This window comes from uncultured Arthrobacter sp. (genome assembly GCF_964021775.1).
Lineage (GTDB): Bacteria > Actinomycetota > Actinomycetes > Actinomycetales > Micrococcaceae > Arthrobacter.
Map to the genome: position 1 here is coordinate 52,810 of NZ_CAXHZI010000001.1, position 15,006 is coordinate 67,815.

11 protein-coding genes are annotated in these 15,006 nt (G+C 71.4%); 2 read left to right on the top strand and 9 right to left on the bottom strand.

Going from position 1 to position 15,006, the window contains the following annotated elements; all coding sequences use genetic code 11:
• Positions 1-59: 59 nt before the first annotated feature.
• From menD to ABIN76_RS00260, 5 genes are all read right to left on the bottom strand, one after another.
• Positions 60-1,838: a 2-succinyl-5-enolpyruvyl-6-hydroxy-3-cyclohexene-1-carboxylic-acid synthase gene (gene menD, locus ABIN76_RS00240; protein WP_346957715.1), complete on the bottom strand. Its 1,779-nt coding sequence runs from the start codon at positions 1,836-1,838 to the stop codon at positions 60-62.
• Entirely contained in the window at positions 1,835-3,610 is a 1,776-nt protein-coding gene (argS, locus tag ABIN76_RS00245; RefSeq protein WP_346957716.1) for an arginine--tRNA ligase, read from the bottom strand. The genes menD and argS overlap by 4 nt, the downstream gene beginning before the upstream one ends.
• A 439-nt stretch (positions 3,611-4,049) precedes the next feature.
• Positions 4,050-6,140, bottom strand: coding sequence for a PhoX family phosphatase (locus ABIN76_RS00250; protein WP_346957717.1), 2,091 nt, complete (start codon positions 6,138-6,140; stop codon positions 4,050-4,052).
• A 170-nt stretch (positions 6,141-6,310) separates the two neighbouring features.
• Positions 6,311-7,345, bottom strand: a complete 1,035-nt coding sequence (locus ABIN76_RS00255; RefSeq protein ID WP_346957718.1) for an o-succinylbenzoate synthase — start codon at positions 7,343-7,345, stop codon at positions 6,311-6,313.
• A gap of 26 nt (positions 7,346-7,371) precedes the next feature.
• Positions 7,372-8,712 carry a glycoside hydrolase family 32 protein gene (locus tag ABIN76_RS00260; protein WP_346957719.1) on the bottom strand — a complete coding sequence of 447 codons (1,341 nt, stop codon included), beginning with the start codon at positions 8,710-8,712 and terminating at the stop codon, positions 7,372-7,374.
• Between the two features lie 77 nt (positions 8,713-8,789).
• Here ABIN76_RS00260 and ABIN76_RS00265 point away from each other — a divergent pair, with 77 nt between their 5' ends.
• The gene (locus ABIN76_RS00265; protein ID WP_346957720.1) at positions 8,790-9,773 is read left to right on the top strand and encodes a phosphatase PAP2 family protein; all 984 of its coding nucleotides are present in this window, start codon (positions 8,790-8,792) and stop codon (positions 9,771-9,773) included.
• A gap of 26 nt (positions 9,774-9,799) precedes the next feature.
• Here ABIN76_RS00265 and ABIN76_RS00270 read toward each other — a convergent pair whose 3' ends face one another.
• A complete protein-coding gene (locus tag ABIN76_RS00270; protein WP_346957721.1) occupies positions 9,800-10,414 on the bottom strand; it encodes a TetR/AcrR family transcriptional regulator in 615 nt (204 codons plus the stop codon).
• A gap of 82 nt (positions 10,415-10,496) precedes the next feature.
• Here ABIN76_RS00270 and ABIN76_RS00275 point away from each other — a divergent pair, with 82 nt between their 5' ends.
• Positions 10,497-11,663 carry an NAD(P)/FAD-dependent oxidoreductase gene (locus ABIN76_RS00275; protein WP_346957722.1) on the top strand — a complete coding sequence of 389 codons (1,167 nt, stop codon included), beginning with the start codon at positions 10,497-10,499 and terminating at the stop codon, positions 11,661-11,663.
• On the opposite strand, the gene ABIN76_RS00280 is transcribed toward ABIN76_RS00275, so the two are convergent.
• Genes ABIN76_RS00280 through ABIN76_RS00290 form a run of 3 tightly spaced genes read right to left on the bottom strand, consistent with a single transcriptional unit; the run spans position 11,565 to position 14,899 of the window.
• Positions 11,565-12,779 (bottom strand): MFS transporter, encoded by a 1,215-nt coding sequence (locus ABIN76_RS00280; RefSeq protein WP_346957723.1) that lies wholly within the window; start codon positions 12,777-12,779, stop codon positions 11,565-11,567. The genes ABIN76_RS00275 and ABIN76_RS00280 overlap by 99 nt on opposite strands.
• A gap of 58 nt (positions 12,780-12,837) precedes the next feature.
• Positions 12,838-13,572, bottom strand: coding sequence for a GAF and ANTAR domain-containing protein (locus tag ABIN76_RS00285; RefSeq protein WP_346957724.1), 735 nt, complete (start codon positions 13,570-13,572; stop codon positions 12,838-12,840).
• Between the two features lie 16 nt (positions 13,573-13,588).
• Positions 13,589-14,899 carry a MinD/ParA family protein gene (locus tag ABIN76_RS00290; RefSeq protein WP_346957725.1) on the bottom strand — a complete coding sequence of 437 codons (1,311 nt, stop codon included), beginning with the start codon at positions 14,897-14,899 and terminating at the stop codon, positions 13,589-13,591.
• Positions 14,900-15,006 lie beyond the last annotated feature (107 nt).

Genomic DNA, 15,006 nt, shown 5'->3' on the forward strand with positions numbered 1-15,006 from the left:
CACGTAGCGGCTGTCCTTTTGCGTAGCGGAAACGCGGTTGCGTAGCGGAAACCACGTTGCTACCGGCCCAGGACCCCGGTCACGGCGGCGGCGGCGGCGGCGCGGATGTGGCCGTGCAGTTCGCGCAGGCCGTGCCGGTCGGTCCGCACTTCGATGATGCTGCGGCCTTGCACGGGTTCCGCCAGTGCCGCGGCGAGGTCCGCCGTCGTGCTGACCGCGCGGTGCGCAACGCCGTACGCGGCGGCGAGGGCGGACAGGTCCACCGTGTGCGGGGTGCCGAAGAGGCGTTCGACGGCGGTGCCGTAGCGGCCGGACTGCTCGACGGCGCCGTGCTCCAGCAGTCCGAAGATGGCCCCGCCGGCGTCGTTCAGGACCACAATCCGCAGCGCCGGCACGGTCTCTCCCGCGCCCAGCAGCAGCCCGCCGGCGTCGTGCAGGAAGGTCACATCACCCAGCAGCACGGTGGTTTCCTGCCGGCCGCCGACGGCGATGCCGGTGGCCGTGGCGAGGGTCCCGTCAATTCCGGCCAGTCCCCGGTTGGCGAAGACGGTGGCTTGGGGTTCCTGCGGAGGGGCACCTGCGAGGTCGACGTCGCGGATCCCGTTGGAGGAGCCCAGTACGAGCTGCCCGCGGGTGTGCTCCCAGACCAGCGCGCCCACACCAGGGCCGGAGGCTGGGACGTCCGCGGCGGCGGCCGCGGCACTGCCCGCGGCACTGCCCGCGGCGGTGCCGGAGAGCAGCAGGTCCAGGGCGTGCTGCGCGGCGGCACCGGCCAGCAGCCACGCATCGAGCCACGCCGCGCTCCCACGGCCAGCGAAGTCGGCCAGGTCCGCCAGGGTCTGCAGCGGCAGTTCGGTGCGGCGGCCCGGCTCGTACCAGGCCACCGGAACCGGCTGGTAAAGGGCGGAGGGGACGTCGGCGCGGGCAAGCAGCGCGGAGACCGGCCGGGACAGGGTGGGGCGGCCAAACAGCACCACCCGTTCGATCGGCTGGGCGGACTCCGGGCCGAAGTGCTCCAGCAGCAGCCGGTATGGGCCTACCGCGTTGGGGCCGAACCGGGCGTTGGAGGAGGGTTCGGCGAGCAGCGGCAGGCCGTGGGCGCGGGCGAACGCCTCGGCGACCGGGCCGGCGTCGTGCCCGGCGAGGACCACGGTGCGCCGCTCGGGCAGCGCCGCGGAGGCCGCCGGGAAGTCCAGCGCGAGCGGGTGCCGCGGCGCCTGGTGGACCCGGCGGGCGGAGGCGTCGTCCAGGCGGTCGCCCGCCGCCGGGACCAGCGGGTCGCGGAAGGCGAGGTTCAGCTGCACCGGCCCGGGCGGGATGTCCTCGAAGGCCCCGGTGGCGGCGCTGAGCGCGGTCTCGACGGCGCGGAGCGGATTGTCGCCCGCGGGCACGTCGGCGGCAAAGCGGACATGTTCGCCGAAGAGGTCCGGCTGCACGGTGGTCTGGTTGGCGCCGGTGCCGCGGAGTTCCTCGGGCCGGTCGGCTGAGAGGACCACCAGCGGCACGGCGGCGTGGTTAGCCTCCATCACGGCGGGCAGCAGGTTCCCTACGGCGGTGCCGGAGGTGGTCAGCACGGCCGCGGGGGCTCCGGTGGCCAGGGCCAGGCCCAGCGCAGTGAAGCCGGCGTCCCGTTCGTCGATCCGGACCAGCAGCTCGACCCGGCCGGCGGCGTCGGCCTCGGCGAGGGCGTAGGCCATCGGCGCTGAGCGGGACCCCGGGGCCACCACGACGTAGCGCACCCCGGCCCCGATCAGGGCTGCGACTGCCACCCGCGCGGCTTCGACCGCGCCCAGCTGGCCGCCCGGGGCAGGCACGGCCGGCTGCCCGTCCGGGCTCACATGTTCTCCGGCGTCTCGATGCCCAGCAGGTCCAGGCCGCTGGAGAGGCGCCGCAGCACCAGGCCGCAGAGGGCCAGCCGCGATTCACGGACGGATTCCTCCGCCTTGAGCACGGGGCACTGGTCATAGAAGGAGGTGAAGAGCTGCGCGAGTTCGAACAGGTAGGCGCAGAGGCGGTGCGGTTCGAGCAGTTCGCCGACTTTCTGCAGGGTGGCGCCGTATTCGAGCAGGTGCAGTGCCAGCGCGCGTTCGGCGGGTTCGACGACGGCGATCGCTGCCGCGGGGGCCGCGCCGTTGACCGTGGCGGTCCCGGAGGCGGCGGAAGCGGCGCCGTCGAGGTGCTGTTCCAGCGCCCCCGCCTTGCGCAGGATGGAACGGATCCGGGCGGCGGCGTACTGGACGTACGGCCCGGTGTTGCCGGTCAGGGCCAGCATCCGGTCGAAGTCAAAGACGTATTCGGTGTCATGGCCGGTGGAGAGGTCGGCGTACTTGACGGCGCCGATGCCGACCTGCCGGGCCGTGACCGCACGTTCGGCGTCGCTGAGCTCGGGCCGGCTGGCGTCGATGACGGCCCGGGCGCGGTCGACGGCTTCCTGCAGCAGCGCCATCAGCTTGACCGGATTCCCGGCGCGGGACTTGAGGATCTTGCCGTCCTCGCCGAGCACGTTGCCGATCTGGACGTGGGTGGCCTCCACCGTCTCCGGCAGCCAGCCGGCGTCGCGGGCCGTGGCCATGACCATCCGCAAGTGCACGTTTTGCGGTGCGCCGACGACGTACAGCACGCGGTCCGCTTCAAGCTCGCGGACCCGGTACCGGATGGTGGCGAGGTCGGTGGTGCCGTAGCCGTAGCCGCCGTCGGATTTGCGGATGATGAGCGGCAAGGGCTCGCCGTCCCGGCCGGTGAAGCCGGCCGGGAAGGTGCAGAGCGCGCCCTCGCTGATTCGGGCGATGCCGCGCTCCTCGAGTTCCTGGCACAGCTGTGCGAGGTGCGCGTCGTAGGAGCTTTCGCCGGCGATGTGGTCGTCGGTGAGGCTGATGCCGAGCATGGCGTAGATCGCGTTGAAATAGCGCTTGGACTGCGCCACGAGCCGCTGCCAGACGGCGAACGTTTCCGGATCGCCGCCCTGCAGCGCCACCACGCGGAGGCGGGCGCGGGTTGCGAAGCCTTCCGGGTCCGTGGCAGAGGCGTCGAACTTGGCCCGAGCGGCCTGGTAGAACGCGCTCGGGTCGTCGACCAGCAGGGCTGCCTCGGGCGAGTCCTCCCCCACCTCGAGCCAGTGTTCGATCAGCATGCCGAACGGGGTGCCCCAGTCGCCGATGTGGTTTTGCCGGATCACGGTGTGGCCCAGCGCCTCGAGCACGCGCACGATGCTGTCCCCCACCACCGTGGTCCGCAGGTGTCCGACGTGCATTTCCTTGGCCACGTTCGGGGAGGAATAGTCGACGACGACGCGGTGCAACGGCGCCGGCTGCGCGCCCGTGCCGGCGGGTTCCGGCGCGTTAAGCAGTTCCTCGATCCAGGTGCCGTCGAAGGTGAGGTTGATGAAGCCGGGCCCGGAGATCTCCACCAGGCTGCAGACGCCGTCGAGGTCCAGCGACTCCACGATCCGGGCGGCGGCGTCGCGCGGCGGCAGCCCGACCTTCTTGGCGAGGGCCATGGCGGCGTTGATCTGGATGTCCGCGAACTGCGAGGGCCGGATCACCGGGTCCGTCTGGCGGTACTCCTCGCCGAACGCGTGGGCAATAGCTGCCTGGACTCTGGGGACAACCATCTCGGCCGGATTATTCACACTGTTCAAATTATCAGTTCCACCGCACCCCGGACGCTCCCTCAGATAACGCCGCCCACCGACCAACGCTCCCTCACATCCGGCCGCACACCAACCAACGCTCCCTCACATCCGGCCGCCCACCGACCAACGCTCCCTCACATCACGCCGCATACCAACCAACGCTCCCTCACCTTTCGCTGTCGAACTGCGATAAGTGAGGGAGCGTCAACCTGAAACCCGCCAAACGTGAGGGAGCGTCCACCCGAAACCCGCCAAACGTGAGGGAGCGTCCACCCGAAACCCGCCAAACGTGAGGGAGCGTCAACCCGAAACCCGCCAAACGTGAGGGAGCGTCAACCCGAAACCCGCCAAACGTGAGGGAGGGTCGGCCCGAAAGCCGCCAAACGTGAGGGAGGGTCCGGGGGCCGGCGGCAGGAGGTCAGTCGTGGGTGCGGAAGACCTGGACCACGGACGGGCGCGGAACCCGTGCCTGGCCCGGCTTCGGCGTGGCACCGGCCCCGACGTAGTCCGGGAAGCGGGAGTTCTGCGCCTCGAAGCTGCCGTCCTCGCCCGGGTGCTGCACGGCGACGAAGACGTGCCGCTCCTCATCGTGGATGATGGGTCCGCAGGTCTCGGCGTCGCGCGGCACGGCAAGGAACTGCTCCACGCGGCCGCGCTCGACCCCGGCGAGGGTGACCTTGAAGAGCCCGTCGGCGTAGCCCGTGCTGGAGGGCGCGCCGTCGGTCGAAATCCACAGGTTGCCGACCGAGTCGAAGGCCAGGTTGTCCGGGCAGGAGATCGGCGAGACCTTGTCGGCCGGGAAACCGGCAAAGTACGCGGAGGTGTTCTTGGCCGGGTCGCCGCAGACCATCAGCAGGTTCCAGTTGAACTTGGTGGAGGTCTGGTCCCCGGTCTCGGTGATTTCCACGATGTGGCCGTCGCGGTTCAGGGTGCGCGGGTTGACCTCGGTGGCGCCCTCCTTGCCGGTCTTGCCGCGGTCCGTGTTGTTGGTGCAGGCCACGTAGACCTTGCCGGTGTGCAGGCTCGGCTGGACGTCCTCGCAGCGGTCCATCTTGGTGGGACCCACCTTGTCCGCGGCGAGGCGGGTGTAGACCAGGACTTCCTCGACCGACATTCCGGACACCATGGACTTGCCGCCCACCACCAGCGGGAGCCAAACGCCGGCGCCGTCGAAGGCGCCGTCGGCGGGGAGCTTGCCGGAGCCGTCGATCTCGGCTGCCGGGGAGTCGCCGCTGAACTTGGCGACGTAGAGGTCGCCTTCGGAAAGCAGCGTCATGTTGTGCCGGCGGTCGGCCGCCGTCGTCCCGGGACGGTACTTGTCCCTGGAAACGAACTTGTAGAGGTAATCGAAACGCTCATCGTCCCCCATGTAGGCGACGACGTGCCCGGAGGCGGCCACGATGACGTTGGCGCCCTCGTGCTTGAAGCGGCCCATCGCGGAGTGCTTCTTCGGCGTCGACGTCGGGTCCTGCGGGTCCACCTCCACGATCCAGCCGAAGCGGTTGCTTTCGTTGGCGTAGCCGGGGTTGCGGGTGTCGAAACGGGGATCGTCGAGCTCCCACTGCCGGGCCGTGGGCTTGCTGGTCAGGCCGTAGCGCTTGTCCGCGGCGGACGTCCCGGCGGAGACGAAGTAACCGTTGAAGTTCTCCTCGCCGGAAAGGATGGTGCCCCACGGGGTGGTGCCGCCGGAGCAGTTGCCCAGCGTGCCCTTGATGGTCCGCCCGGCCGGGTCGGCAACGGTGGTGACGAGGGCGGAGCCGGCAGCCGGGCCCGTGAGTTCGTAGCTGGTGTCGCTAAGGAAGCGGCGGTTCAGCGGGGCGCCCTGGACGTAGCGCCACGGCTGGTTCTTGTTCTTGCGCTCCAGCTCGACGACGGTGAGGCCGTGGGCGGCGCGGCCGATGGCCCGGGTTTCCGCGGCGTCGAAGCCGGCCGGGAGCATGATGCTCTCGTTGGTGTACTCGTGGTTGGTGAAGAGCACGGCACGGCGGTCCTTGGCGTCCAGCGGCAGGATGTCCGTGTAGTCGTTGTTGTAGCCGAACTGGCGGGCCTGCGCCGCGGCGCTCTGGCGGTCCACGTCGAAGGCGGGCGAGTCGTTGAAGAGCGGGTCGCCCCAGCGGATGATCGGCTGCCAGCTGAAGCCTGCCGGGACGGTGAACGCGTCGACGGCAGCGTCCACCGGGGCAATGGCGGTGAACTGCAGCTTGGACTTGCCGAAGCCGGTCTTCGCGGCAGCGGCGAGGCCCTGGCCGCCGGCGGCTGCCGGCTCCGCGGAGGTCACGGCGTTGCCGAAGACGACGGCGAGCGCGCCGGCGGCGCCGAAGCCGAGGGCGGAGCGGCGGGACATCGTGGCGGAGGCAATGTCGCGGAAGTAGTCGTTGGAGCTGCTGTTGCAGACCTCGCCGGAGCAGGCGTTGTCGCACTTGAGTGCACAGGTTACGGGGCTGCGCTTGCCCTTGGTGTGGCCCAGCATGGGCAGCAGGGAGAACTTGCGTCCGGAGGAGACAGACATGGAGGGGACCTTCCAAAGCAGAGGGATGCGTCCCCGCCACCCTGCCAGTGGCGGACGTCGCGGAGCCGTCCTCAAGGTGAAAATCGGGTGAACGCTCTCAGTTCCGGCCCGACCGTCCGCTGCACCGTAAACGCCCTTTTCGGCGTTCATTAGGGCGTTCTTCAGGGCCGCTACGGTGCAGTCGATGCTGCCAGGACGGCGTGGACGCGGCGGAGCCGGTCCAGCCACCAATCCCTCCGCTCCGGCGGCGCGGCGTATTCGTCCAGGAGGCCGGAATCGACGGCGACGTCGCGGAGCCGGATGGCGCCGTCGTCGGGGACCAGGGAGTGGCCGGTGACGTCGGCGGCGAGCAGCGACACAGTGCCGAGCCCGCAGGCGTAGGGCAGTTCGGGCAGGGCGGCGGCGAGCGCGAGCCCGGCGCGGATCCCTACGGAGGTGTCCAGCGCGGAACTGACGACGGCGGGCAGCCCGGCCTGCGCCACGATGTCCAGGGCGCGCCGCACTCCCCCCAGGGGCGCGACCTTGACCACCACCAGGTCCGCGGCGCCGGCGCGCGCCACTTTGAGCGGGTCCTCTTCCTTGCGCACGCTCTCGTCCGCGGCGATCAGCACCGGCGTGCCCGCGGCCCGGAGCCGGCGGCGCACCTCGGCGAGGCCTTCGATGTCCGGCACCGGCTGTTCGGCATATTCCAGTCCGACGTCGGCCAGCCGGGTCAGTGACGCGACGGCCTGGCGGACATCCCAGCCCCCGTTCGCGTCCACCCGGATCATGGCGTCCGGCAGCGCGGCACGGACGGCGGCCACCCGGGCGGCGTCGTCGTCGAGCGTCTGTCCGCGCTCCGCCACCTTGACCTTGACGGCGTCCACCCGGCCGAAGCGGGCCAGGATCTCCGGCACCCGCTCCGCGGCGACCGCGGGCACAGTGGCGTTGACCGGAATGCTGGCCCGGCGGGGTGCCGGGAAACCGTGCCAGCCGGCTTCGATGGCGGCGGCGAGCCAACGGGAGGCTTCGGCGTCACCGTACTCGGGAAAGGGGCTTAACTCACCCCAGCCCAGCGGCCCCGGGAGCAGCAGGGCCTCACGCTGCGTGATGCCGCGGAACTTCACCCGCATGGGCAGGGTGACCACGCGGGCGAGGTCCAGGAGTTCCTCCACGCCGCCGGGGTTCAGGCCGGAGGGCATCGGGCGGTCGGCAGGGGTGGGCATGGATGTACTCTACCCGCGGCGCCGCGCTAGCTGGCCCGGGGCTGCTCCAGGTCCCAGACGTCGGCCGCGGCACCGTGTGGTAGTTCCAGGTGCCACTCCTCGCCCGGCGCGGGGTAGGCGCGCACCGTGGCCGGCACGGAACCGTGCCGGTAGACCTCCACGATCGAACCGTCCACGAAGATCCGCAGCTCATCCCCGCCGGCCACGGTGTCCGCAAAGACTGCCCGGGCCTGCGCGGCCGTGGCCAGGACCAGCCGGATCCGGCCTTCGCCGCCGGTGACGGCGGCTTCGGCCCGGGCGGGCAGGCGCAGGGTGCCCGCAACGCCTCTGGCGCGCTGCCGGCCCCGGTAGCCGTGCAGCTCGGGTGCCGGCTCGACGGCGAGCGCGTCCCCGTGCACCGCCAGCTGGCGCGGGAAGGTCAGCAGGCCGGACCAGCCCGCGGCATCCGTTTCCGCCGGGCCGCGGCCGGCGCGCCCGTCCGGGTCCGGCACCTCGTCGGCCCAGCCCCACAGCAGGGACCGGCCGGGCAGGGACAGGATTTGCGGGGCGTAGAAGTCCGGCCCGAGGTCCGCTTGTCCGCCCGTCTCCGGGGTGAAGAGCGGCAGCCCCGTGGCCGGGTCCGTCACGAGGGATCCCAGCAGGTAGCCCACGCGGCCGGGGTGGTGCTGCAGGTCCGGGCCGTGCCGGAGGGATGCCATCAGGAGCCAGGTCTCGGCCCCGGAGGAATCGGGCACCCGGACCAGCTGCGGAGACTCCCAGCTGCTGGCCGGCAGGTGCCTGGCGGCCAGGGCGTTCCCGGTGCCGAACCAGATGCCCTCGTACCGCCAATGGCGCAGCTCGTCCGCCCGGTAGAGCAGCACGGCGGCGTGTCCCGACGCCAGGCCCGCCCCCTGCAGGGCGAAGCGCCGGCCCTGGAAGTGGAACAGGAACGGATCACGCACCGCGATGACGCGGGGGTCCGCGGGCGCCAGCGCCGCGGCCTGTCCCTCCTGCCGCCAGTCCGTCAGCCCGGCGGAACCCCGGGCCAGGACCACCGGGGCACGCCCGTCCCCGGCGGCGGCTGAATACACGGCGGTGGGGACCCCGGCGTCGTCTGTCACGACGCCGCTCCAGCAGCCCAGGTGGTCCGGCCCCGCCGGCTGGGGCCGGAGCGCCACGGGATGCTCGTCCCAGCGGAGCAGGTCCGGGGAGCTCAGGTGTCCCCAGCAGCTCGGGCCCTGCCGCGCCGGCCCGGGGCGGTACTGGAAGAAGACGTGGTACCGGCCCTCCAGGTAACTCAGCCCGGCCGGAGCGCCGGTCCAGCCCTGCGCGGGCCGTGGATGGACCAGCGGGAAGGCAGGGTCCGGGTTCCGGTCCACGGTGTCCATGGCAAAACACTACTCGCGCAGGATGCTGGCGGGATGCCCCCGGAAAATTCGCAGTGTTCTATGGGAACCTGTAAAGCATGAGTTTTCGGCAGGAACGCACCAACGAGCCCACGGTAGTGGACGGCCCCCGGCCGGTCCGCGCCCCGGTCCGCTCCGCGGTGCGCCCGGAACCAGCACCGGCGCCCCGCGGCCCGGGCCGGGCCACCGGGTTGCTCTTCCTGCTGGCCACCGTGGGCTGCGCCGCCGCGCTGGCCGCCACCTACTACTTCTTCGTACGCACCACCACCGGACAGTTCATTGACGAGTCCGCGCTGGTCGAAGCGGTGGAAATCCACGGCGCGGCCGGCAAGGCGAGCAACAAGCTCCTCGACTGGCTGCCCGCCCTCTCCGTGCTGATCGCGTCGGTGGTGGTGATCTTCGTGACCGTGGCCCGCCGCCGCTGGGCAGCCGCCGGCATCGCCGTCGCGGCTGCCGCGGGGGCCAACGTCGCCACCCAGATCCTGAAGGACCTGGTCCCGGTGCGGCCGTTCCGCGGGATCGAAACCCTGGAATTCAACTCCCTCCCGTCCGGCCACACCACCCTGGCGGCCTCGGCTGCGGCCGCGGTCTTCCTGATGGTTTCGCCGCGCTGGCGGCCGCTGGTCGGATTCCTGGGCGGCAGCTTCGCCGTCGCCACCGGGGTGTCCACACTCATCAACCAGTGGCACCGGCCCGCCGATGTGGTGGCAGCCTTCCTGGTGGTCGGAGCCTTCATGCTGCCGGCGGGCTGGCTGATCATGCGCAGCGGGCCCGGCTGGAACGTGTGGAACGGCTACAACGCCCACTGGGCCTCGGCCCGGCTGTGGGTCGCCGTCCCGGTGCTGGCGGGGCTGGCCTCCGCGGCGGTGGCCGCCTATTCACTGCTGAAGATCGCCCCGGGACCGGGCCAGGAGGGCAGCACCACAAACTACTTCTGGGCGGGCACCTCGCTGATCGTCATCACCGGGTACCTCGCCACCATTGCCGGCGTGTGGCTGTTCGGCCACGCCGCACGACGACGGCGGGCCGCCGGAAGCGTCTGAAACCTCCGGCGCCTGCGTCCGGTGCCCTAGCGGAGCGCCGCGGCCAGCGCCTTGGCTATCCACTCCCGGTAGGCCGGTACCGGCCAGCCGGCATCCTGCACCATGGCGCGGTACACCTGGGGATGTCCCAGCGACCAGATGGCTGCGGCCGCCTCGGCGTCGGACATTCCGGAGCTGAGTCCGCCGCGCGCCCGGGCTGCCGCGGCGGCTTCCGCATAGCGGCGGAGCCGCTGCTGCCCGCGGTCCCGTTCCAGCTGCGCGGCGGTGTCGTCCACGGCCGCGGCCCGGGCGATGACGGCGTTGATTCCGGCGGTGCGAGGGTGGACCTCAACAAACCAGTCCGCCAGTACGGCGATCAGGGCGTCGAAGTCGGCAGCCTGCCGGGTCCGCTCCCGCATGAGGTCCAGTACGCCCGCCTGCGCCCCGGGCCCCGCCGCCGCGCTGTCCAGGACGGCGGAGAGCAGCGCCGCCTTGTTGCCCACCGAGTTGTAGACCGTCTGGACGGCCACCCCGCTCGCTGCCGCAATCCCGTCGATGGTGGTCTGGACGTAGCCGTCGGCGGCAAACAACCGGCCGGCCGCTTCGACAATGACGTCCCGCGTGCCGGCCGCCTGGATCGCCCGGCGCGTCACTTTTTGCATGGCATTAGACTACCGCTCCACTCACTGGAACGGTATTCTAGTTATAAGCCAATAGGGGTGCCCCAGCAAGGAGGCGGCGGCCATGAACCAGGACAGTCAGCAACTTGATGCAGTCGTTATCGGGGCGGGCCAGGCGGGACTGGCCGCCGGCTATCACCTCGCCCGCGCGAAACTGCGGTTCGAGATCCTGGAGGAAGCCCCGCGGGTGGGCGAGGCGTGGCGGCGCCGCTGGGATTCGCTGCGCCTGTTCACCCCGGCCCAGCACGACGGCCTTCCCGGCCTGCCGTTCCCGGCGGCACGGAACACCTATCCGGGCAAGGACGAGTTCGCCGCCTACCTCGAAAACTATGCATCCCACTTCGGCCTGCCGGTGCGGACGGGTGTCCGCGTGGACGGCATCACCGCAGCGGGTTCGGGGTTCACCGTCGACACCGCGGGCGGGACGGTGCGGGCGCGCAACGTCATCGTGGCGGCCGGCGCGAACGTGCTCCCCCGCATTCCGGACGCCGCCGCCGGGCTGGATCCCGGCATCGGTCAACTCCACAGTTCGCAATACCGCGGTCCGGCCGATATCCCGGACGGCGAGGTGCTGGTGGTGGGCGCCGGAACCTCGGGCGCGGAAATCGCCCTGGAACTCTCGGCCGGGCACCGGGTGCTGCTCGCCGGCCGGCCCACCCCGCACATCCCCGACCCCCTGCTCCGCTACGCCGGCGGGGCGTACTGGCGGTTCATCCACTCGGTGCTGACGTTGCGCACACCGGCAGGGCGCAAGGTCGCGGCCACCTTCCACCAGCGCGGCGCCCCCTTGATCCGGATCTCATCGAAGGACCTTGACCGCGCCGGAGTGGTCCGGATGCCACGGTTCACCGGCACCGCGGACGGCCGTCCCGTGTTCGACGGCGGCGCTTCGGCCCGCGTGCGGACGGTCATCTGGGCCACCGGGTACCGCCCGGACCTGGCTTGGGTCCGCGGGCCGGAGCGGGCGCCGTCGGGCTGGCCGCAAACGAGGCGGGGCGTCGTCCCCGGCGTGCCGGGGCTGTACTTCGTCGGCCTGCCCTTCCAGTACGCGCTCACCTCGGGCCTGATCGGCGGCGTCGGCCGGGATGCGGAGTATGTGGTGCGGCAGCTGGCGCAGCGGGTGCCGCCGCCCTCAGTAGTTGCGGCGGTGCCTGAGCCGCGGAATGGTGATCGCGAAGACGGCGGCAGCGGCGAAGCCGAGCACGCCGGTGGCGCCCACGCCGGCCCCTAGCGACGCCGCGGCGGTGACGCCGGAGAGCAGCACCGGGCCGCCGGTGGCGCCGGCGTCGGCCATGAACCGCCAGATGCCGAGGAACTGGCCGCGGCCGTTATCCGGCGAGAAGTCGGCTCCGAGCGTCATGTTCAGCCCGGAGCTGATGCCGTTGCCGAATCCGATCAGGAGTGCGGCGAGCAGCAGGCCCACGAAGCCGGTGCTGAGCGGGATCAGCAGCATGGCCGTGCCCATGATGAGCGTGGAGGGCACCGCGACCCACTGGCGGCCCTTGCGGTCCATCAGCTTCCCGGCCGGATAGAAAACCAGCATGTCGATGGCCCCGGAGATGCCGTAGATCAGCGACGCCTGGGTGGCGTCCATGCCCAGGTGCTCGGCCCACAGCGGAATGACCACCTGGCGGGAGGCGCGCAGCGCGCTGAGCAGCAGCACCCCCAGGCCCACGCTCAGGAACACTCCGGCGTGGGAGGCGGCGACGCTGCGCAGCGTCGGCTGCGGGGCCGGTGTACCGTCGGCCGGGCCGGGCACGGCGGCCAGATCCGGGATGGTCACCGACAGGGCTGCGGCTGCGGCCATGGCCACCACGCCTGCCCAGTAGGCGGCGGTGATGCCGCCGAACTGCATCACCGCCGCGCCGATAAACGGGCCGATGAAGATGCCGATCCGGTTGACCCCGCCCAAGGTGGAGAGGGCCCTGGCACGCAGAACGACGGGCACGGCCTCGGTCAGGTATTTCTGCCGGGCCAGGCTGAACACGCTGGCGGCCATGCCCACCACCACCATCGCCGCGGCCAGCAGCCAGAGGCCCTCCGGCACCAGCGGGGCGACGGCGGCCGCCGCGAGGGCTACGGCGCTTGCGGCCGCGGCCCCGACGATCGCCCAGCGCTCGCCGAACTTCAGCGTGATCAGCGACGCCGGCAGGTTGAAGAACCAGGAGCCAAGCCCGATCAGTGTCACCACCAGGGCCGCGACGGCGACCGAGGCGCCCAGGTCCCGCGCGGACAGTGCCACCACCGGCAGGATCGCCCCCTCGCCGATGCTGAACAGCAGGGCCGGGCCGAAGGCCGGGACGGCGATGCTGCGGAGGCTGAAGGCGGCGGGGCTTGTTGTGGTCATCGCTTTCATCCTAGGCCCGGCTGTACCCAGCCGGCCGGAGGTTCGGCCGCCCGAAGGTTCAGCCGTCGAAGTGGGTGTGGATTTCCTCACCTGTGACGTTCTTGAGCACATCTGCCGCGACATCGCGCAGTTTCTGGTTCCGGTTGCTGGAGACCCGGGTGAGGATGGCCATCGCTTCGTCCTGCGAGCACCGGTTCTGCGCCATCACGACGCCGCAGGCCAGATCGATCGAGGTGCGGTGTTCCATGGCCGCCTGCAGGTCCTCGGCGCGGGCCTGGGCAGTGCCGATCCGCACGGCCAGGCGCAGCGCACGGCCGGCGAGGTCGGCGAATCCGGAGGCTTCGGCCACGATTGCGGCGGTGAAGACGCCGGTGGTGGAGGCGAAGAAGTTCAGCGCAGCCGCAGAGTCCTCCCCGATCTCCAGGGGCACCCCGAGGGTGCTGAGGCAGCCGTGTGCCTTGAGCTGCTGCTGGTATTCGGGCCAGCGCGGGTCGGTGTCAACGTCTGCCAGCAACACGGTGCCCTTGGTCCGCAGCGCCTCGATGCAGGGCCCGTCGCCCAGGCTTTGCTCGATCCGGTCCAGCATGACGGCGTTGCTGCTGCTGCCGGCCACGGTCATGGTCTTCTTCCGGCGCTGCAGGGTCACGCCGCATTCGATGTCCGTGCCCAGCGAGTGGCTCAGGGTGGAGGCGGCAAACTCCGCGAGGCGTTCCAGGAAGTCCTCGACGTTCTCGGTCCCCACAATGAGGTCCTGCAACTGGACGGCAGCGTCGTTCCCGGCATACTTGCTCATGGCCTAAATGTAGCCGCTAAACGTAGCCGTCGACGATTGCGGCCGCAATCTCCCGGTAGGCCCGCCGGGTCTCCGGCCGGAGCGAGTCGAGGGTGACAAGGTCGCCGTCGGCCACTCCGCGGTCGTGCGGGACGGCGATCAGCTGGCGGCAAATACCGGCGAGGTGGTCCTCGATGGCGTCCTTGTCCACCCGGGAAGAGACTTCGTCCTTGTCCGTGATGACGACAACGGCGTTCCGGGCCAGGTCCTCGTAGCCGTGGCCCGCAAGCCAGTGCAGGGTGCTCCGGGCCCGCTTGGCACCGCTGACGGCGTAGCCCGCGGCGATGATCAGGTTGTCCGCGGACTGCAGGATCCCGCTCATGGCGTTGTGGGTGACGCCGGTGCCGCAGTCGGTGAGGGCCACCGAGTAGTAGCCGGAGATGAGCTTGCGGATGCGCAGGTACTCCTCGGCGGTGAGCGAGTCGGACACCTCCGGATCCTGTTCCCCTGCGATCAGGTGCAGACGGCCCGCGTGGTGCATGTAGCGAGCCAGGGCGGTCAGCGAATCGATCGAGTCGACGTTGCGGAGCAGGTCGCTGATGGTCCGCGGCGCCTGCTGCTGATAGATCCCCTCGCCGAGGGCACGCTCCACGAGGTCGCCCGAGTCCGGGTTGGCGTCGATGGCGCACGGCGGGTCGCCGCGGTATTCGGCCAGGGTCAGCCCGACGCCGACGGTGGTGGAGGTCTTGCCGATGCCGCCCTTGAGGCTCAGCACCGCGGTGTTGTAGCTGCCCTGGAGCTGGCGGGAAATCCGGCGCGCGAGTTCGTCCTCTTCGCGTTGCCGGGCGCTTGGGCCCAGGTTCAGGCTGCCGCCGGTCATCTTGTAGAGCGCGCCGCGGAAGCCGCCGACCGGCCGGGGCTTCTGTTCCCGGACAAAGAGGCCGGGCGAGCTGATGAAGTCCGGCACCGGCGCGTTGGCCAGGGCCGCGGCCCGGCCCGCGGACCGGGTGGCTCGGGTGGGCTGCGGGGGAACGGCGGCGGTTGCCGGGTCCGACGCCGCGGCAGGAGCGTCCGCGGGGTCTGCTGTCTGCGCCGCGGTCTTCGCTGCGGCCGGCTCCGTCGTCGGCCCTGCCGCCGGCGGGGCGGCAACCGTCTGGGCGGCCGACGTCGGCGGGGCCGCCGGCGGCTTTGGCGCGGCAGGGACCTGGCTGATCACCGGAGTGGTGCCCGTGGCGGGACCAAAGCGCTCATCGGCGGCCTCGGCGGCCGCAGCCCAGGAGCTGCTGCGCGGCGGGGCCGGGCGGGCGGGGGTTTCCGCGGGGATGCTGCGGGGGTTGACGACCGGCATGGTTCCTGTCCGGACAGCTGGATCCCCGCCGTCGGCACGACGCAGGTCGCGGCGGCGGCGAAGTTCAGGCTGGCCTGAGTTTTCAGCAGTGGCAGCTGAGTTGTCTT